Source organism: Rouxiella sp. WC2420, assembly GCF_041200025.1.
In the GTDB taxonomy this organism is placed as follows: domain Bacteria; phylum Pseudomonadota; class Gammaproteobacteria; order Enterobacterales; family Enterobacteriaceae; genus Rouxiella.
In genome coordinates this window covers 991,379-1,012,152 of sequence record NZ_CP165628.1, presented here as the reverse complement: position 1 = coordinate 1,012,152, position 20,774 = coordinate 991,379, and the positions used below count along the sequence as shown (strand labels likewise).

Sequence of the window (20,774 nt, the reverse complement as noted above, 5' to 3'; positions counted from 1 at the left end):
TTCTGGCTATCAAAAATAAGATCAGTCGATTTCATAAAGTTCTAAAGGCAGATCGTCGGGATCGCTAAAGAAGGTGAATTTTTTACCCGTGTGCTCATCAACACGCACCGGCTCGCACTCGACGCCGGCTGTAGTGAGAAAGGCAACCGAGGCTTCAATATCATCGACACTAAACGCCAGATGGCGCAGGCCGCAGGCTTCAGGGCGGCTGGTTCTGGCGGGTGGAGACGGGAAGCTGAACAGCTCAATCTGATAGTGCCCATTAATAGCCAAATTAGCCATCCAGGAATCGCGCGCATCACGATAGACTTCAGACTGCAACTCAAAGCCCAGCACGTCACAGTAGAATTTTTTACTGACTTCGTAATCGCTGGCAATAATGGCGATGTGATGAATCTGGCGTAATTTAAGCATCCAAAACTCCTTTTTTCAGAACTTTAACCCAATACTTTCCGTCCTCGGTCAGCCTCGCGCCGTGAATATCGGTTTCAAAGCCAGGGAAATGTTCACCGATGGAACACAGCATTAGCAGGAAATCCAGCACGGCGCGGCTCTCTTTGGTAATCATCTCACCGGGCATCACCACCGGCACGCCGGGCGGATAAGGCAGGATCATGTTGGCCGACACCTGACCAACCAACTGATCAATTTCGCACTCTTCAATATTACCGCGCACCTGATGCTGGAACATCTCATATGGTGTCATTTTCATTTCCGGTAACACGTCGAATGCCTTGAGCATCAGCGAAGGCAGATCGTGTTTAATGATCAGCCTATGGATCCCTTGCGCCAGATCCTGAATGCGCATATGACGATAGAAGTCCGGATCTTCACCATAGAGATCCGGCAGCATGTTCTTTACTCGCAGGTTAAGATCGTAGGCGCGTTTAAAATCGGTTAAACCACGCATCAGACTCATCGATTTGGTTTTATCAATACCAATGCTGAACAGGAACAGCAAATTGTAAGGCCCGGTTTTTTCGACCACCACACCGCGTTCATCGAGGAACTTGGCAACCAACGCCGCCGGAATGCCTTCTGCCGAGAGATTGCCGGTTTCATCCATGCCCGGCGTCAGAATCGTCACCTTGATGGGGTCGAGATACATGTGCTCAGTATCGGCATTTGCAAAACCGTGCCAGTTGTCATCGGGATTCAGCGGCCAACATTCGGCCTCATCAATATCTTCCGGCTGCCAGACATCATAGAACCAGCCGTCGGTTTCTTCACGTAAGCGCTGAATTTCTTTACGAAAATGCAGCGCCCTTTCCACCGAACGATTAATCAATCTGCGCCCCGGATTCCCGCGCAACATCGCGGCGGCGGTTTCTGCCGAGGCTACGATGCCGTAGTTTGGCGAGGTGGTAGTGTGCATCATGTAAGCTTCATTAAAGGTGTTTTCATTGTAATCACCTTTAATGTGAATCATCGAGGCCTGCGAAAAAGCCGCCAGCAGCTTGTGGGTCGACTGGGTTTCATAGATGACTTTGCCGGGAATACGCTCGCCGCTCATACCACTTTTACCGTCATAAATCGGGTGAAAATTGGTGTAGGGCACCCAGGCGGAATCGAAATGAATCGAGGCAACATCGAGAGTATTTTTGATGTAATCGGTGTTGTATAACAGGCCGTCATAGGTGGAATTGGTTATCACCGCGTGTACTGGCCAGCTGGCGTCTTTGGTCTGTTCTACCTTCCCGGCAATGCTGTCACGGGTGAACTCGCGCTGTGGAATACCGCCCAAAATACCGTAGGCATTGCGCAGCGGGCGCAGATAGATAGGAATAATATTGGTCATCATCATCAGATGTGCCAATGACTTATGACAATTACGGTCGATAAGCACAGTACTCCCCGCCGGGGCCGAATACATGCCGACAATTTTATTGGCAGTTGACGTGCCATTGGTGACGATATAGCTTTGCTCGGCGCCAAAGGTGCGGGCAATATACTCTTCGGCTTCCAGATGCGGCCCGGTATGGTCCAGCAGCGAGCCTAGCTCGGTAACGGAAATCGACACGTCGGCTTTCAGCGTTTTAGCACCGAAAAAGTCGTAAAACAGCGTGCCAACCGGACTTTTAAGAAACGCGGTTCCAGCCATATGTCCTGGTGTACAAAAGGTGTATTTGCCCTCTTCCACATATTTAAACAACGCTTTTGTTAACGGCGGGGTAATCTGATCAATATATTCGTCGGTATACTGGCGGATTCGCTTGGCAATATCTTCAGCAGCGTTTAACGCATACTCGAAGAAATACAGCACCATACGCATATCATGCACGCTGACATCCATCGTCGAATGGGTGTTGATAAAGCCATAAAGTGGCAGATATTCGTTTAGCTCGTTAATATCGACACAAAGCTCGGTACTGTGCTGGTCCCAATCGAAAATGACGCCACAGATGCGCGCATTGCTTTCAATAAGTTTCAATAGGTCAGCGCGGTCACGAGGATAAATCGTCTTAAAGCCCAGAATCTCGAGGGCGGCATCCAATTCGCGGATTGGCTCATCTTTGTAATAGACCCCTTCCGGGCGCATGATGGCAATAATATTCATCTGACAAATCCTTCTGGTTTTCTACAACACAGGTTATCGACCCCTGCGGCTGGAGACAATAAAAAAGGGCAGTCCAAAGACTGCCCTTTAAATTTTATAATCGTTACTCAACACACTTAAATCGCGGATTTATAACCCTTGGGCATTCGTGATGTAGGTAAGCGGCAACTGCACTCATCCCCGGAGCTTACACAAGTAAGTGACCGGGGTGAGTAAAGGCAGCCAACACCCCTACATCGTGAAGGACGACAGGGATTAGCAATAACCGTAGGTCATTAAACGCTGATAACGACGATCACGCAGCTCTTCATTATTCAGAGCGTCCAACTCGCCGAGATCAGCTTCAAGCTGAGCACGCAGAGAAGCGGCCATTGCTGGAACATCACGATGCGCGCCACCCAGAGGTTCTGGGATCACGGAGTCGATCAGTTTCAGCTCTTTCAAACGTGGAGCAACAATGCCCATGGCTTCAGCCGCCAGCGGTGCTTTATCTGCGCTTTTCCACAGAATAGAAGCACAGCCTTCTGGTGAAATCACCGAGTAGGTGCTGTATTGCAGCATGTTGACTTTGTCGCCCACGCCGATAGCCAATGCACCACCAGACCCGCCCTCGCCGATAACGGTACAAATTACCGGTACGTTAAGACGAGACATTTCACGCAGGTTGCGCGCGATAGCTTCGGACTGTCCACGTTCTTCTGCGCCCACGCCAGGGTATGCGCCCGGAGTATCGATGAAGGTGATGATAGGCAGTTTGAAGCGTTCGGCCATTTCCATCAGACGCAGTGCTTTACGATAGCCCTCAGGTGCTGGCATACCGAAGTTACGGCGAATTTTCTCTTTGGTTTCGCGTCCCTTTTGATGACCAATGATCATCACGGCACGTTCACCCAAACGAGCGATGCCGCCAACGATAGCTTTATCGTCAGCATAGGCACGGTCGCCCGCCAGTTCATCAAAATCAGTAAAGATGTGCTTGATGTAGTCAAGAGTGTAAGGACGACGCGGATGGCGAGCCAACTGCGCAACCTGCCAGGCACCCAAATCTGAGAAAATTTTACGAGTCAGTTCAACGCTTTTATCACGCAAGCGCGCCACTTCTTCGTCCAGATTAATATCTAATTTTTCGTCTTGACGACTGACTGCAGTCAGCGAGTCAATTTTCGCTTCCAGCTCCGCAATCGGCTGTTCAAAATCAAGAAAATTCAGACTCATAGCATTCCTATTTTAGTCAAATTCCAGTTCAACCTGCTCTGTACCTACCAGAGACCGTAAATCAAGCAGCAGACGATCGGTTGGCGTAACACGCCAGGTAGCACCAAATCGGAGCCTTGCCCGAGCGTTCTCCCGTTGGTAATACAGGTGCACTGGTATCGTCCCCGATCGATGAGGTTCCAACGATTCACGAAGACGGTTCAAAAGCTGGTCATCAATTTGCCTGTCAGTCAGCGATATAGCAAGACCACGAGCGTATTTTTCACGCGCTTCACTGATGTCCATTAAATCACGGGCCATCATTTTAAGCCCGCCGTTGAAGTCATCAAAGCTGACCTGTCCTGTCGCGATCAGGATACGGTCTTTTTCCAACAAATGCTGAAATTTCTCTAAAGCTTCTGTAAACAACATCACTTCAAGACGACCAGAACGGTCGTCCAGCGTACAAATACCAATGCGGTTACCCCGCTTGGTCATCATCACCTTCGCAGCAACAACCAAACCCACTGCGATGGTCATTTTTCCCCGATCGGTCGGGTGCATATCTTTCAGGCGCTGGCCGCCGCCGTAACGCTCGATTTCTTTGAGGTACTGAGTGATCGGATGCCCGGTAAGATATAGCCCCAGGGTTTCACGTTCGCCATCCAATACCTTTTGTTCCTGCCAGGGAGTAACACTGGCGTAGGATTTTTCGACCTGTTCAGGCTCTTCAGCCAATACTCCGAACATATCAACCTGGCCAATGGCTTCCGCTTTGGCATGTTGATCGGCCGCTTTCAACGCATCACCCAGCGAGTGCATCAATGCTGCGCGATGCGGGCCGAGGCGGTCGAAAGCCCCGGACATAATGAGTTTTTCCAGAATGCGCCGATTAAGCTTTTTGGTATCGGAACGGGCACAAAGGTCAAACAGCTCTCTAAAATAACCGCCTTCGTTACGCGCTTCAATGATTGCTTCAATCGGACCTTCGCCGACGCCCTTGATAGCGCCGATACCGTAAACGATTTCACCGTCGTCGTTAACATGAAAATGATACAGACCGCTGTTGATGTCAGGCGGCAGGATTTTAAGCCCCATACGCCAGCATTCGTCGACCAGCCCAACCACTTTGTCGGTGTTATCCATATCCGCGGTCATTACCGCGGCCATAAATTCTGCCGGATAGTGCGCCTTCAGCCAAAGCGTTTGATAGGACACCAGCGCATAGGCCGCAGAGTGCGATTTGTTAAATCCATAACCGGCAAACTTCTCTACCAGGTCGAAGATTTTAACCGCCAGTTCACCGTCAATACCGCGTGATTTTGCACCGTCTTCAAAACCGCCGCGCTGCTTGGCCATCTCGACCGGATTCTTTTTACCCATTGCACGACGCAGCATATCCGCGCCGCCAAGCGAGTAACCGGCCAGCACCTGAGCAATCTGCATAACCTGTTCCTGATACAGGATAATGCCGTAAGTCGGCTCCAGAACAGGTTTCAGTGATTCATGCTGCCACTGAATATCAGGATATGACAACTCTTCGCGGCCGTGCTTACGGTCGATAAAGTTGTCTACCATGCCTGATTGCAGCGGCCCGGGGCGGAACAGCGCCACCAGGGCAATCATATCTTCGAAGCTGTCGGGCTTCAGGCGTTTGATCAAATCTTTCATGCCGCGTGATTCAAGCTGGAAGACCGCAGTGGTTTCCGAGCGCTGCAGCATGTCGAAACTTTTCTTATCGTCTAACGGAATAGCAGCAATATCAAGCGGTTCAAGACCGGTTTTAGCACGACGGGCGTTAATCATATTTAGCGCCCAGTCGATAATCGTCAGCGTGCGCAGGCCGAGGAAGTCAAACTTGACCAGCCCGGCGTATTCGACGTCATTTTTATCAAACTGGGTCAGCGGGTTTTTACCCTCTGCATCGCAATAAAGTGGCGCAAAGTCGGTGATTTTGGTCGGTGCAATAACGACACCACCGGCGTGTTTACCGGCATTGCGTGTCACGCCCTCCAGCTTGCGCGCCATATCAATCAAGGCTCTGACTTCTTCGTCGGCCTCATAGATTTCAGGCAGCTGTGGCTCAGCCGCGAAGGCTTTTTCCAGCGTCATACCCGGATCGGGCGGCACTAGTTTGGAAATACGGTCAACGAAACCGTAAGGATGGCCCAGCACGCGGCCCACATCGCGGATTACCGCTTTTGCCGCCATGGTACCAAAGGTAATAATCTGTGAAACCGCCTCGCGGCCATACATTTCGGCAACGTGATCGATAACTAAATCACGCTTTTCCATGCAAAAGTCGACGTCAAAGTCAGGCATCGAAACGCGTTCCGGGTTTAGGAAACGTTCGAACAGTAAATCGAATTCCAGCGGATCCAGATCGGTTATCTTCAGCGCATAAGCAACCAGCGACCCTGCGCCAGAACCACGCCCCGGCCCGACCGGCACGGCGTTATCTTTAGACCACTGGATAAACTCCATAACGATCAAGAAGTAACCCGGGAAACCCATCTGGTTGATCACCCCGAGTTCGATATCGAGACGATCGTCGTATTCCGGGCGTTTCTCTGCTCTGACTGCGGGATCTGGGAACAGGAATTCCAGACGTTCTTCCAAACCTTTCTTTGAGCACTCGACCAGGAAGTCTTCGGTAGACATATCGCCAGTCGGGAACTGCGGCAGGAAATACTCGCCCAAGCGGATAGTCACGTTACAGCGCTTGGCTATTTCAACGCTGTTGAGCAGCGCTTCGGGGATGTCGGCAAACAGCTCGCACATCTCTTCTTCACTGCGCATGTATTGCTGCGTGGTGTAATTTTTTGGACGTTTAGGATCGTCGAGAGTGAAGCCGTCATGGATAGCCACGCGGATCTCGTGCGCATCGAAATCACCTTCAACCAGGAAACGCACGTCATTCGTCGCAACGACGGGTAAACCGGTCTCTCCAGCCAGCGCAACTGCCTGATGAAGATAGTTTTCTTCATCCGGGCGACCGGTGCGGATAAGCTCAAGATAGTAGCGATCAGGGAAATATTGCTGATAGAACTCGACGCACTGATCAACCTGTAACTGATTAGAGCGGGTGAGAAATTTGCCGATATCGCCGTGACGGGCACCTGAAAGCAACAGCAGGCCTTCGTTAAGCTCTGCCAGCCATTCACGCTCGATAATCGGTCCTGCCGCACCGTAGCCACGCTGATAGGCACGGGAAATAATCAAAGTAAGATTCTGATAACCTTGATTGTTTATCGCCAGTACAGTCAGCTGAGCCAATTCGTCGCCCAGCATATCGCTATGGACGTTGAAATCTGCACCGATCAGCGGTTTGATCCCCGCGCCGTGTGCCGCCCCATAGAATTTAACCAGACCACAAAGGTTGGTGAAGTCGGTGATACCCAGTGCAGGCATGCCGAGGGCAGCGGCTCGTTTCACCAACGGGCCGACCTTGGCTAATCCATCAACCATGGAATAGTCACTGTGTACGCGCAGATGAATAAAACGAGGTTCAGCCATAGTCAGATACCAAACATATGAGGGTGGCAGTTATAAAAACTGGGTAAACAATGCTGCTAGAGTACCGCGATTAACCCGATACGACGACATTTTCCAACGCGCGCCTGACTGGAGCAAAGCTGCGACGATGATGAACGGTTGCCCCAAGTCGAGCAAGCTGTTCCAAATGTGCTGCGGTTGGATAGCCTTTATGCTTGGCAAAACCGTATTCAGGAAACGCTAAATCTAGCTCAACCATTTCACGGTCTCTGGTAACTTTTGCCAATATGGACGCAGCGCTGATTTCTGCCACGCGGCTATCACCCTTGACTACAGCCTGCGAAGGCATCGCCAGCGCCGGGCAGCGGTTACCGTCAATCAGCACAAAATCAGGCGTTACTGCCAGCCCAGCTACGGCGCGCTGCATTGCAAGCATGGTGGCATGCAGGATATTCAGTTCGTCGATTTCAGCCGGATCTGCGCGACCGATGCACCAGGCCAGCGCTTTTTCTTTGATTTCTTGATACAAAAATTCGCGGCGTTTTTCGCTGAGCTTTTTGGAATCAGCCAGACCGATAATTGGCCTTGCGGGGTCCAGGATCACCGCGGCGGTCACTACATCGCCCACCAGCGGGCCACGCCCAACTTCGTCCACACCAGCGATTAAATTAGCCTGTGGGTAGGTAAAAATGTCTGTCATTTATTCGCCAACTCTATCACCGCCTGCGCCGCCTGCTCGTCGGCATCGCGACGAATACTTTCATGAAGCGTCAGGAAGGTTTCTTTCAACTGATGACTTTTCTCCCCACCGGCCAGCAATGGCAGCAGTGCGGCAGAAAGTTTATCGGGCACGCACTCTTCTTGCAGCAGCTCGGTCACGATTTCACGACCGGCCAGCAGGTTAGGCAGGGAAACATAGTCCGTTTTAACCAAACGCCTGGCTATCCAGTATGTTACCGGTTTCAAACGGTAACCCACTACCATCGGACATTTTGCCAACATGCATTCCAATGCTGCCGTGCCCGAGGCAAGCAAAGCCGCGTCGCTGGCAATCATCGCATTACGCGCCTGGCCGTCGAGCAAGTGTGCTGGAAGATCGGGTGCAATTTCCGCCTTTATACGCTCAAACTGTTCGCGGCGTTTAGCATTAACCAGAGGTACCACAATGTGTAAATCTGGATAGGTTTTTCGCAACTGTAACGCTGTTTTCAGGAAATCGGCGCTGAGCATTTCTACCTCGGCGTGCCGACTGCCGGGCAATAGCGCCAGGCAATGGATATCCTGCGGAATACCTAACGCTTCGCGGGCCAGTTTTTTATCGGGATGCAATGGAATAGAGTCTGCCATCGTATGGCCGATAAAGCGGCAGGAAACGTTAAATCTGTCATAAAACGCTTTTTCAAAAGGCAAGAAAGCCAGCACCAAATCGGTGGCTTTGCCAATTTTGAAAACGCGTTTTTGTCGCCAGGCCCAAACTGAAGGGCTGACGTAATGAATGGTTCGAATACCGCGCTTCTTAAGGCGGCCTTCCAGCCTAAGATTGAAATCAGGGGCATCGATGCCAACAAAAACGTCAGGCTTAAGCTCGCTAAACCGTCGCGTAAGTTCATTACCGATTTTTAACAGGCGAGGTAGACGCCCAAGCACCTCTACCAAGCCCATCACCGCCAGCTCTTCCATCTCAAACCATGCCTCACATCCTTCTGCCTGCATTAGAGGGCCTGCGACCCCCACAAAGCGTGCATTGGGATAGTGGCTCTTGAGAGCCCGGATCAAGCCCGCGCCTAGAATATCGCCAGATGTTTCGCCGGCAACCAGGCCAATTGTCAGAACGGGCTTTTCCATTATTTCTTAAATCCAGTTGAGCAGCTTAAACAGCGAACCTGAGTGCGGGTTCTTTATTAGCGAATAATGCCGCGCGTTGAACGGGCAAAGAAATCGCTAAATGGCTGTACTGCCGGGAACTCGGCAGCAATGGCGGCAATCTCGGGGAGCGATTCTTCAAGCGTATTGCCACTGCGATAAAGCACTTTATAGGCATTACGGATAGCATGAAGAGAAGGTTTGTCAAAACCACGACGTTTTAACCCTTCGATATTAATACCGAAAGGTGTCGCATGGTTGCCCTGAGCTATAACGAACGGTGGCACGTCCTGCGCAACGCCGGAGCATCCGCCAACCATCACGTGAGCACCGATAATGCACCACTGATGTACCGCCGTCATGCCACCAATAATGGCAAAATCATCAACCTGAACGTGACCGCCCAAGGTTGCGTTATTGGCAAGGATACAGCGATTGCCAATTACACAGTCATGAGCAATATGGGCATTGACCATCAGCAGGTTATCACTACCTACTTTGGTCAGCCCGCCGCCTTGAACGGTTCCACGATGAATGGTCACGCTCTCACGAATATTGTTGCGATCGCCCACTTCAACACGCGTTGGCTCACCGGCATATTTGAGATCCTGATTGATTTCCCCAATGGAAACAAACTGGAATATGCGGTTATCGCGACCAATTTTGGTCACGCCATTAACAACCACGTGTGACTTAAGCTCGGTGCCTTCGCCAATCTCGACCTGAGAGCCGATATAGCAGAAAGGACCGATGTGAACACCGGCACCAATAACTGCCCCTTCTTCAACTACGGAGCTTGGGTGAATAAAGGCGGTTTTATCAATCACGGATTATTTCTCCTGACTACGGGCACACATCATCTGGGCTTCACAAACTACCTGACCGTCGACTAATGCCTTGCCGTTGAACCAGGTTACGCCGCGACGAGTTTTCTCGAAAACGACTTCCAGCACCATAGTATCACCGGGTACAACAGGCTTTTTAAAACGAGCGCCATCAATGCCAGCAAAGTAGTAAAGCTCACCTGGCTCAAGTTTACCGACGCTTTTAAACGCAAGCAGACCGGTAGCCTGTGCCATGGCTTCAAGAATCAGTACGCCAGGAAAGATCGGTTTGCTGGGAAAATGTCCCTGGAAACAAGGTTCGTTAAAGGAAACATTTTTAATTGCACGAAGTTTTTTATGCGGAGTGAACTCGATAACCCGGTCCACCAGCAAAAAAGGAAAACGGTGCGGAAGCAGCTCAAGTATTTCTCCAATACCAAAACCTTCTACGCTAACTTCATGTTCGTGATCGCTATGAGTAGGAGTGCTCAAAATACTCGTCCTGTCTAAAATTACTGATATCATCAATAGCACGGCCTGCGTGACCCTCAAAGAGGAGCATTCTGCAGGCCGCAAATAGAGACTAAGAATCGTAAAGGCAATGAATTATAGAACAAAATCATCACCTTACTTATTGATTTTTAGTGTTTGTTGTTGGTAAGTTAGTCTTCTTCGATTCTACGCTCTACAGCTTTTAAGCGTTTATTCATCTCGTCGATGTTCATAACCAACGCGGCGGTTTTACGCCAAACTTTGTTCGCCTGTAACGGAATACCGGAGGAGTATACCCCAGGTTCGGTAATTGGTCGCATCACCATTCCCATTCCCGTTACAACCGCCTTGTCGCAAATCTCCATGTGACCGTTAATGACACTGGCTCCGCCAATCTGGCAAGAACGCCCGATTTTCAGGCTACCGGCCATGATCACACCGCCTGCGACTGCCGTATTGTCTCCAATCACGACGTTGTGTGCAATCTGACATTGATTATCAATGATCACACCATTACCAATTTGCGTATCGTCAAGTGCGCCACGGTCGATGGTTGTGCAGGCGCCGATCTCCACAGAGTCACCAATAATCACAGTGCCAAGCTGCGGGATCTTCACCCAATTACCGCGATCGTTCGCATATCCGAAGCCATCTGCACCGATAACGGTGTTTGACTGAATCAGACATTTCTGACCAATTTCAACGCGATGATAGATTGATACATTGGCCCAGATACGGGTACCGGCACCAATTTTAGCATCTTTTCCGATAAAGCAACCTGCACCAATAATGACACCGTCGCCTAATATAACGCCAGATTCGATAACTGCATTCGCGCCTACTGATACTCGATCGCCGATTTTAGCATCGGGAGAGATAACAGCGCTCGGGTCTATGTCCTGAGCCGGTGCTGGCGTGGTGTCAAGTAACTGAGCCATGCGAGCGTAAGTCAGGTAAGGGTTTTTAACCACAAGTGCCGCACTTTGGCAAAAGGGCAGATCCGCTTCGGTCAACACTACAGCACCCGCATTACAGGTAGCCAACTGTTCACGGTAACGGCTGTTTGATAAAAACGTGATTTGCTCAGAGTGTGCGGAATGCATTGAAGCAATGCCGGTGATGACGAAATCGCCATCACCGTGCAATTGTGCATCCAACTGCTGTGCGAGATCAGCCAGTCGAATTGAAACCATGCTTATTTAACCTGTTTCAACACTTCGTCAGTGATGTCTTTTGCATCGTTAGATGCATAAGCCAGAGCGTTGGCGTCGATGACGATATCCAGACCATCTTTTGCTGCTACAGTTTTAACTGCATCCTGGATGCGGCCCAGGATTTTGTTACGCTCTTCTGCCTGACGCTTACGATTGTCATTGTCAAAAGCCTGAGCTTTTGCAGAGAAATCTTCACGGTTAGCCATAACTTGTTTTTCAAGTTTTGCACGATCAGCGGCTTTCATTGTGCTTGCGTTACGCTGCAGGTTTTGCATCTGAGATTGCAGAGCAGTTTCCTGAGCTTGCAGTGCTGTAGCACGGCCTTTGAATTCGCTTTCCAACTGTTTTGCAACAGCTTCACGAGCTGGCATTTGCTGGAAAATTTCTTGAACGTTTACAACACCAATTTTATCAGCAGCTTGAACGCTAGCTGAAGCAGCCATAACTAATCCGAGGCCTGCGGCGTATAACCACTTTTTCACTATAAACTCCTTCCATCACCCGTTTGTGCTCGAAAGCACAGTAATTTACGCATAAGGCCTGAGTAATTACTCGGACCTTATGCGTTTCTGCTGATAAGGCTCAGTAGTTTTAACAGATTACCACGTTTGACCGATGTTAAACTGGAACTGTTCTGGCTTATCACCTTCGTATTTCTTGACTGGCTGCGCATAAGAGAACGACAGAGGTCCCAACGGAGACTGCCATTGTAATGCGATACCGGATGAAGCACGAATATTGCCTGGTTTACTATAGTCTGGAATACCGGCAGCAATAGTTTCTGCGGTATTGTGCCAGTTAGTATCCCACACGGTACCAGAGTCAACGAACAACGAGGTACGCAGTGAGTTGACGTATTTATCACCCACAAACGGAGTAGGTACGATAAGCTCGGCACTCAACAGGCCCATCGCGTTACCGCCGACCGCATCGTCAGAGTTGGTTACCGGACAACCGTTATAGGAAGTCGCACCTGTTGGGCAGTTGTAGTAAGCCGCTTTAGGACCAATGGTATTCGACTGGAAACCACGGACGCTGCTTGAACCACCGGCATAGAAGTTGTCGTAGAACGGCACTTCTTTACCGCCCAGGCCGTCAGCATAACCGGCACGAGCACGTCCCATCAGCACCCACTTGTGACTCTCGGTCAGAGGCAGATAGCTGGTAGCGTCGAAGGTGACTTTATAATACTTGTTGGTTGAACCCGGAACAGTAATTTTACCGCTCAGGCTGGCTTTGGTACCCGCTGTCGGGAAGAAGCCACGGTCCAGGTTGTTGTAACCCCAACCCGTAGTCAGGAAGAAGTCATTGGCGCTAAAGCTCGCGTCCGACGTATTATTCTGACCCGCGACAACGTTTGGATTTTTGCCCGCACTGTACAAGTAACGGAACATCGCAACCTGCGGTTCCATGTTGGACAGGTCATTGTGGACATAGTCCGCACCCAGACGAAGCGAGTTGTTCTCGTTGACCGGGAAGCCCAGCGTGGTGCCGAAACCGTAGCTCTTGTTGGTATACTCGGACAGGTCCGCGTCATCTGCTTTAAAGTCGTTGTAGAAGAGACGGCCGCCCAGGCTCACGCCATCAACCGTGAAGTACGGGTTGGTAACAGTCAGCTCGGTATAGGTTTGGTAATCATTTTTAGTGCCGGTAATGCCAGCCTGATAACCCGTACCTAACCAGTTATCCTGCTGAACGCCGACGGTAAAGCTGACGCCGCTTTCTGAACCGTAGCCTACGCCAAAGTTAAATGTACCGGTGTTACGCTCTTTAACTTTATAGACAACGTCAACCTGATCGGCAGTACCCGGAACGCGCTGAGTTTCAACATCAACGGTTTCGAAATAACCCAGACGATTCAGACGCTCTTTACCTTTGTCTACCAGATCGCTGCCAAGCCATGCACCTTCCATCTGACGCATTTCACGACGCAATACGCTGTCTTTGCTGGTGTCATTACCTTCAAAGCGAACGTGGCGAACATAGTAACGGTTACCGGCATCGACATTGATATGCAGAATAACGGTTTTGTCTTTATCGTTGATTTCAGGCTGCGTGGTCACTGTTGGATACGCGTATCCATAACGACCCAGCAAAGCTTTGATATCATTCTCGATTTTGGTCACTTTGGCGCCGTTATAAAGCTCACCATTGCTGATTTTACTCAGACTTTCGATCTCAGCCGAGTGACCTTGCATGTTACCCGCAACCTGAACACCGGCAACTTTGTACTGATCGCCTTCGTGGATATTCAGGGTGATGTAGATACCCTTCTTGTCCGGCGTCAGACTGACCTGAGTCGAGTCGATGTTGAAGCGCGCGTAACCGCGATCAAGGTAATAGCTGCGTAAGGTTTCGAGGTCACCAGAAAGTTTTTGCTTCTGGTATTTACGATCCCCAATGACGTTCCACCACGGCACTTCGTCACGTAGCTGGAACTGGGAAACTAATTGATCGGTGCTGAATGCGTGGTTACCGACGATGTTGATCTGCTGGATTTGAGCAGACAAACCTTCGGTAAAGACCAGTTTCAAGTCAACGCGGTTGCGTGGCAAAGGAGTCACGACGGCTTTTACCGACGCGCTGTATTTACCGACGCTGTAGTAAAAGTCCTCGAGGCCCTTTTCGATATTCGAGACTTGTGTACGGTCAAGCGCGTCGCCAACCCGGACGCCAGAGGCATCAAGGTTTTGTTTAAGCATGTCATCTTTCACCGCTTTATTGCCGGAGAAAGTGATGCTGGCGATGGTTGGGCGCTCTTTGACTTGAACAATCAGGGTATCGCCATCACGCAGAACGCGAACGTCCTCAAAGTTGCCAGTGGCAAACAATGCACGAATGGTATTACTGATATCATCGTCGGTAACGGTATCACCTACGCGAACCGGCATATTGAGTAACGCCGCACCGACGGCAACGCGCTGGAGGCCTTCGAAATGAATATCCTTCACTACGAATCCATCTGCGCCGTATACGGTCGCGCTGCCAAACAGCAGCGACGCTATGAGCAACTTTTTGATCGCCATCGTTGTTATGCGTCTTCCTAACCTAATCCCCGCCTTAAAGACGGGAGAAATCATTGAAAAGTGCAAGCCCCATCAACAACACCAGCAAAACTGAGCCAATGCGGTAACTGAAGTCCTGAACTCGCTCGGAAACTGGCCCACCCTTGAGCTTTTCTATTGCCAGAAACAGCAGGTGACCACCATCTAACACCGGTAATGGGAACAGATTGATAATACCGAGATTGACACTTATCAATGCCAAAAACATAAGGTAGTAAACAAATCCGTATTCAGCTGACAAACCTGCGCCCTGTGCAATGGAGATAGGGCCACTCAGATTATTCAGCTTCACATCGCCGGTTATTAACTTGCCCAGCATATTGACCGTTAACTTCATCAGTTGCCAGGTTTTATCCCCAGCCTCGGATAACGCTTCCAACGGCCCATACTGGCGAATCGTTTTATACTCGTCAGGCAGTGGGATAATTTTTGGTACTACCCCGGCAAAACCCTGCACCTGCCCTTTACCCACTGATTTAGTGTCTGGTATCAGCGTTAAGTTCAAAGGTTGTCCGTTGCGCTCGACGTCTAATACCATCGATTTGCCAGGATTATCGCGTACCTGAAGCGCAAAAGCTTGCCAACTTACCAAAACCTGACCATCAACTTTAACGATCCTGTCTCCGGCTTGCAAACCAGCCTTCTGCGCAGCAGAGTCAGCCTGTATCTGAGCCAGAACAGGCACTATCTGAGGCCCACGAGGAATGATCCCCAGGGCAACGACAGGATCCTGTTTTTCCGGGTCAAAATGCCAGGCGTCGAGATCAAGTTGCTTTTCAACCACCTGGGACTGAGATGAGCCAAACGGCGCAACTCCGATGGTCGTTTTCGCATCTCCAATTTCGCCAATCAACGCCATGCGAACAGATTCCCAATCAGGCGTTTCGATACCGGCAACTGACTTAAGTTCCATGCCCGGTAAAATATTGGATTGTGCAGCAACGGATTGCGGCGTAATTTCGCCGACAACCGGACGCACGCTGGGAACGCCGATAATAAATACTAACCAGTAGGCGAAAACAGCGAAAATGAAGTTGGCGATGGGGCCCGCGCTGATAATGGCCGCGCGCTGCCAGACGGCTTTGTTATTGAAGGATTTATGAAGAAGTTCCGGGGCGACCGCTTCAACACGCTCATCGAGCATTTTGACATAGCCGCCCAGCGGGATCAGGGCCAAAACGTATTCAGTTCCCTGTTTGTCGGTTCGACGCAACAGCGCCTTACCAAAACCGACCGAGAAACGTTCAACGTGTACACCGCAGCGACGAGCAACCCAGAAATGGCCAAATTCGTGCACGGTGATAAGCACCCCCAATGCAACGATAAAGGCGGCCAGGCTCCAGAGTATGTTCATCATAATCCTAACTTTCCCTTAAAAACTGCCGCTGGCAGAAGATTAATACACCAACAGCATCAGACAGGCAAAAACCGGCACCGCAGCAGTTAAACTGTCAATACGATCCATAATCCCGCCGTGGCCAGGTATTAAATTACCACTGTCTTTAATCCCTGCTTCACGCTTGAACATGCTTTCGGTTAAATCACCAAGAACAGAGGCTAAAGCGGCAATCACAGAACAAATCAACAGGGTTACAGGAACTACGTTCAACGGCGCATAGCGCCCAAACAGCCAAGATATCACTGCAGAGGTCAACAGACCCCCAACCAGACCTTCCCAGGTTTTACCCGGTGATACTTTAGGCGCCAGCTTGTGTTTGCCAAACAGCTTACCAAACAAGTAAGCGCCGGAATCTGCACCCCATACTAACAGCATCACGTACAGCAACCACCACGCACCGCTGTAATGATTTTCTGCATAGCCATAAAGGCGCAGCGACAGCATGCCCCAGAAGAAGGGAACAATGGTCAATAAACCGAAAATCAGTTTAAGCGCACGCGAATTCCGCCATGCCGCAGCAGAGCCGGGATATGAAACAACCAGCACAAGCGCCAGTATCCACCAGGCCAACCCCAGCCACAGTGAACCGCTGATTTGCAGCAGGTGAACCGACTGTTGATAGGCAGGAAGACTCAACATCATGGCAGTTAATACAAACCCGCAAAGAATAGCCAACCATACACGCTGAGTTCGTGACTTGTATCCGGCAAATTGTCCCCATTCCCAGGCAGCCAACATACTGACGACAATAGTAACGACGGTAAAACCGACAGGCGGTAATAAAAATAGCGCAGCAATGACCAGAGGAATCAAAATCAAAGCTGTAATAATGCGATACTTCAGCAAAAGTTCTCCCTAGGACGCATCGGCGCCGATAGGTGTAGTCCCCCCGAAGCGACGCTCGCGTTGTGCAAAAGCATTCAGCGCACCTTCAAAGACAATTTCATCAAAATCAGGCCAGAGGACGTCAGTAAAGTAAAGTTCCGCATAGGCTATCTGCCAAAGCAGGAAATTACTGATACGATGTTCCCCACCGGTTCTGATCACCAGGTCAACAGGTGCCAACTCACTCATACAAACTGAAGCATCCAGTGCCTCTTCCGTGATTTGGTCCGCCCGAAGTGTACCAGCTTCAACCTGACCTGCCAGCTTCTTTACGCCTTCAATGATATCCCAACGTCCACCGTAATTGGCGGCAATGTTAAGAGTCAGGCCATCATTGTTTTGTGTCAGCGTTTCAGACTTGCGGATCATGTCCTGCAGACGCGAGCTAAAGCGGCTGACATCGCCAATCACCCGCAAGCGAACATTATGTTTATGCAGGCTTTTCACTTCGCTGTTCAAGGCGCGAATAAAAAGCTGCATCAACGCAGAAACTTCCTGAATTGGGCGATTCCAGTTCTCACTGCTGAAGGCATAAAGCGTGAGCGCATCTAAATGATGGCTTGCAGCAAAGCTAACCGCTTTACGTACGGACTTTACTCCCGCTTTATGACCAAAGACTCGCATTTTTCCCTGGCGTTTAGCCCAACGGCCATTCCCATCCATAATGATGGCTACATGGCGCGGTAGCAGACAAGTTGTATCAGTCATTTGTTGATTTTCGAGCGACATAACCCCTACTCTTTTCCTTCAGCTAGAATTAACGACGTCACCTGAAACCCTGCATTCGCGTGCATGATGGAGCGTGCGCGTAAAAAAGCCGTGAACCCAACAGGCACGGCTTCACCTGACTACCAACGTGCTAAAAATAAATATGTATTGCCATGAAACACAATTATACGTTGTCAGGAGGCGCAGACTATATCATTTCAACGTTGTTCGAACAAACAGCCTCAACCAATGACGCATAATTTTACAGAGTAAATGTCTTTAATAACAAGAATGCGCTGTCTCTGGCAGAACGGTCTATCTCTAAAACCTCTTCTACGCAGCTAGGTTCTGCAGGCAATGGTTTTTCCAATACTTGCTGATTCAGTCTGGCAATGTCACCGAAGCGAATCTGCCCTGCGAGGAAGGCCGCAACCGAGACTTCATTGGCGGCATTCAGCGTCGTAGTGGCAGACTGGCCAGTACGACTCGCGTCAATCGCCAACTTCAGGCACGGATAGCGAACATAATCTGGCTCGCTAAACGTTAACGCCCCCATCTTGCAGAAATCCAGTGGTTGGACGCCTGCTGAAACTCGCGCAGGATAAGCCATCGCATGAGCGATTGGCGTGCGCATGTCCGGAGAACCCAGCTGTGCCAGCACGCTACCATCAATGTAGCGAACCATCGAGTGAATCATCGATTGAGGATGAATGATCACTTCCATCTGTTCCGCAGAAGCATTAAACAGCCAGCGCGCCTCAATATACTCCAGCCCCTTATTCATCATGGTGGCAGAGTCGACGGAAATTTTACGGCCCATTGACCAGTTTGGGTGTGCACAGGCGCGTTCCGGCGTCACGGCGTCAAACTCTGCCAATGGAAGTTCACGGAACGGACCGCCTGAGCCGGTCAGAATAATGCGCGATACACCGTTTTCTTCCAGTGAGGCATAGCCCATCTGCTGCTGCACCTTTTCGGGCAGGCTCTGGAAAATAGCATTGTGTTCGCTGTCGATCGGTAATAGCTGACTTTGGCTTTCACGTACCGCATCCATAAAGATGCGACCACAAGTTACCAGGGATTCTTTATTTGCCAGCAATACGCGTTTACCGGCTTTTACTGCCGCCAGCGTTGGCAGGAGTCCTGCTGCTCCAACAATAGCCGACATAACCTGGCTGACATCATCCAGCGCTGCAAGTTCGCAGGCGGCGTTAACGCCGGAAAGAACCTCGGTTTTACTCCCCTGCTCCTGCAGAACAAGGCGCAGTGCTGCTGCAGACGTCTCATCGCCCATCGAAGCATATTGCGGGGAAAACTCGAGGCATTGCTCAGCCATTACCTGAACATTATTTCCGGCGACCAGCGCACGAACACTAAAGGCATCGGGATTAGAGCGCACAACCGAAAGTGTGCTGGTGCCTACAGAACCCGTGGAGCCAAGAATAGTCAGTTGCTTCATGAAGGTACTCAGTATAGCGATAGTCATTATCGGAAGTGACACAGTCTGTTACTCATCGGGCCGCTTGTCTATCAGATTTAAGCACCAAATGCTGTGGTTCACTACGAGGGAATGCTGCCCATTTTATTGATAAATTCTTAATTTACAATTAAGTATGGGAGTTTTAGGAGAAATGCCGATTTAAAAAAAATTAAGCGCCGCTTAAGCGACGCTTCGTAAACTGCCTGCGCAATGATTAGAAATCCAGCAATTCGGCTTCTTTATCACTCAGAGATTTGTCGATTGACTTGATGAAGACATCAGTCATTTTCTGAATATCGTCTTGAGAACGGCGATCTTCATCTTCACTGATTTCTTTGTCTTTCAACAAAGCTTTCACTTTGTCGTTGGCATCACGGCGCACGTTACGCACTGAAACACGGCCCTGCTCTGCTTCGCCACGTACGATCTTGATCAGATCTTTACGACGCTCTTCAGTCAGTGGAGGCAGTGGAACGCGGATGGTGCTGCCAGCAGACATTGGGTTCAGACCCAAATCTGAAGTCATGATGGCCTTTTCTACAGCAGCGCTGATAGAGCGGTCAAACACGGTGACTGCCAGAGTACGAGCATCTTCTACGACTACGTTCGCCAACTGGCGCAGCGGAGTTTTTGAACCGTAGTAATCAACCTGAATACCATCGAGGATGCTCGGCTGTGCACGGCCGGTGCGGATTTTGCTGATGTTGTTTTCGAATGCTTCAACGCATTTGCCCATGCGAACTTCAGCATCTTTTCTGATGTCATTTATCACGTTGCGAACCTTTGGAAACAGATTACTAGGCAGACCATAGTCTTAGTATAGTCCGTGAATATTCAAAATGGTCGTCTGGGACAACAGCAGGTTATTCGCCTTTGGAAATCAGCGTACCTTCGTTTTCGCCCATAACCACGCGGCGCAGTGCGCCTGGTTTGTTCATATTGAAAACACGAATTGGCAGATTATGGTCACGAGCCAGCGTAAAGGCGGCAAGGTCCATGACTTTCAATTCTTTATCCAACACGTCAGTATAAGTCAGGTGGTCGAACATGGTCGCGTCTGGGTGTTTAACCGGATCGGCAGAGAACACACCGTCAACTTTAGTCGCTTTCAGAACCACGTCGGCTTCAATTTCAATCCCGCGCAAACAGGCCGCAGAATCGGTAGTAAAGAATGGGTTGCCAGTACCGGCTGCAAAAATCACGACACGGTTATTACGCAGCAGGCTGATTGCTTCGGCCCAGCTGTAATTGTCGCAAACGCCGTTAAGCGGAATTGCCGACATCAGGCGCGCATTCACATAGGCACGGTGCAGTGCATCACGCATTGCCAGACCATTCATAACTGTGGCCAGCATTCCCATGTGATCGCCCACCACGCGGTTCATTCCTGCCTGAGCAAGACCGGCACCACGGAACAGGTTCCCGCCGCCAATCACGACACCCACCTGGATGCCCAGCTCAACCAGTTCTTTAACTTCCTGTGCCATGCGATCCAAAACGCTCGCATCGATACCAAAACCTTCACTGCCTTGCAGGGCTTCGCCACTGAGTTTTAGCAGGATACGCTGATAAACGGGTTTCGCATTGGTAGCCATGGT

17 protein-coding genes are annotated in these 20,774 nt (G+C 50.2%); all 17 read right to left on the bottom strand.

Annotated elements, in window-relative coordinates; translation table 11 throughout:
- Positions 1–21 precede the first annotated feature (21 nt).
- Positions 22–414, bottom strand: a complete 393-nt coding sequence (locus AB3G37_RS04730; protein ID WP_369789861.1) for a VOC family protein — start codon at positions 412–414, stop codon at positions 22–24.
- Positions 407–2,557, bottom strand: coding sequence for a lysine decarboxylase LdcC (locus AB3G37_RS04725; protein WP_009638366.1), 2,151 nt, complete (start codon positions 2,555–2,557; stop codon positions 407–409). The genes AB3G37_RS04730 and AB3G37_RS04725 overlap by 8 nt, the downstream gene beginning before the upstream one ends.
- Positions 2,558–2,812: 255 nt before the next feature.
- On the bottom strand, positions 2,813–3,772 hold the full coding sequence (gene accA / locus AB3G37_RS04720; protein ID WP_009638365.1) for an acetyl-CoA carboxylase carboxyl transferase subunit alpha: 960 nt from the start codon (positions 3,770–3,772) through the stop codon (positions 2,813–2,815).
- A 12-nt stretch (positions 3,773–3,784) separates the two neighbouring features.
- Complete coding sequence (gene dnaE, locus AB3G37_RS04715) at positions 3,785–7,267, bottom strand: DNA polymerase III subunit alpha (RefSeq protein WP_369789860.1); 3,483 nt, start codon at positions 7,265–7,267, stop codon at positions 3,785–3,787.
- A 70-nt stretch (positions 7,268–7,337) separates the two neighbouring features.
- Positions 7,338–7,946 carry a ribonuclease HII gene (gene rnhB, locus AB3G37_RS04710; protein ID WP_369789859.1) on the bottom strand — a complete coding sequence of 203 codons (609 nt, stop codon included), beginning with the start codon at positions 7,944–7,946 and terminating at the stop codon, positions 7,338–7,340.
- Complete coding sequence (gene lpxB, locus AB3G37_RS04705; RefSeq protein ID WP_369789858.1) at positions 7,943–9,091, bottom strand: lipid-A-disaccharide synthase; 1,149 nt, start codon at positions 9,089–9,091, stop codon at positions 7,943–7,945. The genes rnhB and lpxB overlap by 4 nt, the downstream gene beginning before the upstream one ends.
- A 56-nt stretch (positions 9,092–9,147) precedes the next feature.
- Positions 9,148–9,936, bottom strand: a complete 789-nt coding sequence (gene lpxA, locus AB3G37_RS04700) for an acyl-ACP--UDP-N-acetylglucosamine O-acyltransferase (protein WP_009638360.1) — start codon at positions 9,934–9,936, stop codon at positions 9,148–9,150.
- A gap of 3 nt (positions 9,937–9,939) precedes the next feature.
- Complete coding sequence (fabZ, locus tag AB3G37_RS04695; RefSeq protein WP_009638359.1) at positions 9,940–10,425, bottom strand: 3-hydroxyacyl-ACP dehydratase FabZ; 486 nt, start codon at positions 10,423–10,425, stop codon at positions 9,940–9,942.
- 170 nt (positions 10,426–10,595) lie between these two features.
- Entirely contained in the window at positions 10,596–11,618 is a 1,023-nt protein-coding gene (gene lpxD, locus AB3G37_RS04690) for a UDP-3-O-(3-hydroxymyristoyl)glucosamine N-acyltransferase (protein ID WP_369789857.1), read from the bottom strand.
- 2 nt (positions 11,619–11,620) lie between these two features.
- Entirely contained in the window at positions 11,621–12,121 is a 501-nt protein-coding gene (skp, locus tag AB3G37_RS04685; RefSeq protein WP_009638357.1) for a molecular chaperone Skp, read from the bottom strand.
- Between the two features lie 117 nt (positions 12,122–12,238).
- Complete coding sequence (bamA, locus tag AB3G37_RS04680) at positions 12,239–14,665, bottom strand: outer membrane protein assembly factor BamA (RefSeq protein WP_009638356.1); 2,427 nt, start codon at positions 14,663–14,665, stop codon at positions 12,239–12,241.
- Between the two features lie 34 nt (positions 14,666–14,699).
- Positions 14,700–16,061 (bottom strand): sigma E protease regulator RseP, encoded by a 1,362-nt coding sequence (gene rseP / locus AB3G37_RS04675; protein ID WP_009638355.1) that lies wholly within the window; start codon positions 16,059–16,061, stop codon positions 14,700–14,702.
- A 39-nt stretch (positions 16,062–16,100) separates the two neighbouring features.
- Complete coding sequence (gene cdsA, locus AB3G37_RS04670) at positions 16,101–16,949, bottom strand: phosphatidate cytidylyltransferase (protein WP_009638354.1); 849 nt, start codon at positions 16,947–16,949, stop codon at positions 16,101–16,103.
- A gap of 9 nt (positions 16,950–16,958) precedes the next feature.
- On the bottom strand, positions 16,959–17,717 hold the full coding sequence (ispU, locus tag AB3G37_RS04665) for a (2E,6E)-farnesyl-diphosphate-specific ditrans,polycis-undecaprenyl-diphosphate synthase (RefSeq protein WP_009638353.1): 759 nt from the start codon (positions 17,715–17,717) through the stop codon (positions 16,959–16,961).
- A 241-nt stretch (positions 17,718–17,958) separates the two neighbouring features.
- Positions 17,959–19,155 carry a 1-deoxy-D-xylulose-5-phosphate reductoisomerase gene (gene ispC / locus AB3G37_RS04660; RefSeq protein WP_369789856.1) on the bottom strand — a complete coding sequence of 399 codons (1,197 nt, stop codon included), beginning with the start codon at positions 19,153–19,155 and terminating at the stop codon, positions 17,959–17,961.
- Between the two features lie 235 nt (positions 19,156–19,390).
- A complete protein-coding gene (frr, locus tag AB3G37_RS04655) occupies positions 19,391–19,948 on the bottom strand; it encodes a ribosome recycling factor (protein WP_009638351.1) in 558 nt (185 codons plus the stop codon).
- A 91-nt stretch (positions 19,949–20,039) separates the two neighbouring features.
- Complete coding sequence (pyrH, locus tag AB3G37_RS04650) at positions 20,040–20,771, bottom strand: UMP kinase (protein WP_009638350.1); 732 nt, start codon at positions 20,769–20,771, stop codon at positions 20,040–20,042.
- Between the last annotated feature and the right edge of the window lie 3 nt (positions 20,772–20,774).

Excerpts from the sequence above, each read along its gene's own strand:
- lpxD (WP_369789857.1), bottom strand. The coding sequence starts at position 11,618 with ATGGTTTCAATTCGACTGGCTGATCTCGCACAGCAGTTGGATGCACAA.
- lpxB (WP_369789858.1), bottom strand. The coding sequence starts at position 9,091 with ATGGAAAAGCCCGTTCTGACAATTGGCCTGGTTGCCGGCGAAACATCT.
- bamA (WP_009638356.1), bottom strand. The coding sequence starts at position 14,665 with ATGGCGATCAAAAAGTTGCTCATAGCGTCGCTGCTGTTTGGCAGCGCG.
- rnhB (WP_369789859.1), bottom strand. The coding sequence starts at position 7,946 with ATGACAGACATTTTTACCTACCCACAGGCTAATTTAATCGCTGGTGTG.
- accA (WP_009638365.1), bottom strand. The coding sequence starts at position 3,772 with ATGAGTCTGAATTTTCTTGATTTTGAACAGCCGATTGCGGAGCTGGAA.
- AB3G37_RS04730 (WP_369789861.1), bottom strand. The coding sequence starts at position 414 with ATGCTTAAATTACGCCAGATTCATCACATCGCCATTATTGCCAGCGAT.
- ispC (WP_369789856.1), bottom strand. The coding sequence starts at position 19,155 with ATGAAGCAACTGACTATTCTTGGCTCCACGGGTTCTGTAGGCACCAGC.
- ispU (WP_009638353.1), bottom strand. The coding sequence starts at position 17,717 with ATGTCGCTCGAAAATCAACAAATGACTGATACAACTTGTCTGCTACCG.
- pyrH (WP_009638350.1), bottom strand. The coding sequence starts at position 20,771 with ATGGCTACCAATGCGAAACCCGTTTATCAGCGTATCCTGCTAAAACTC.
- rseP (WP_009638355.1), bottom strand. The coding sequence starts at position 16,061 with ATGATGAACATACTCTGGAGCCTGGCCGCCTTTATCGTTGCATTGGGG.
- AB3G37_RS04725 (WP_009638366.1), bottom strand. The coding sequence starts at position 2,557 with ATGAATATTATTGCCATCATGCGCCCGGAAGGGGTCTATTACAAAGAT.
- dnaE (WP_369789860.1), bottom strand. The coding sequence starts at position 7,267 with ATGGCTGAACCTCGTTTTATTCATCTGCGCGTACACAGTGACTATTCC.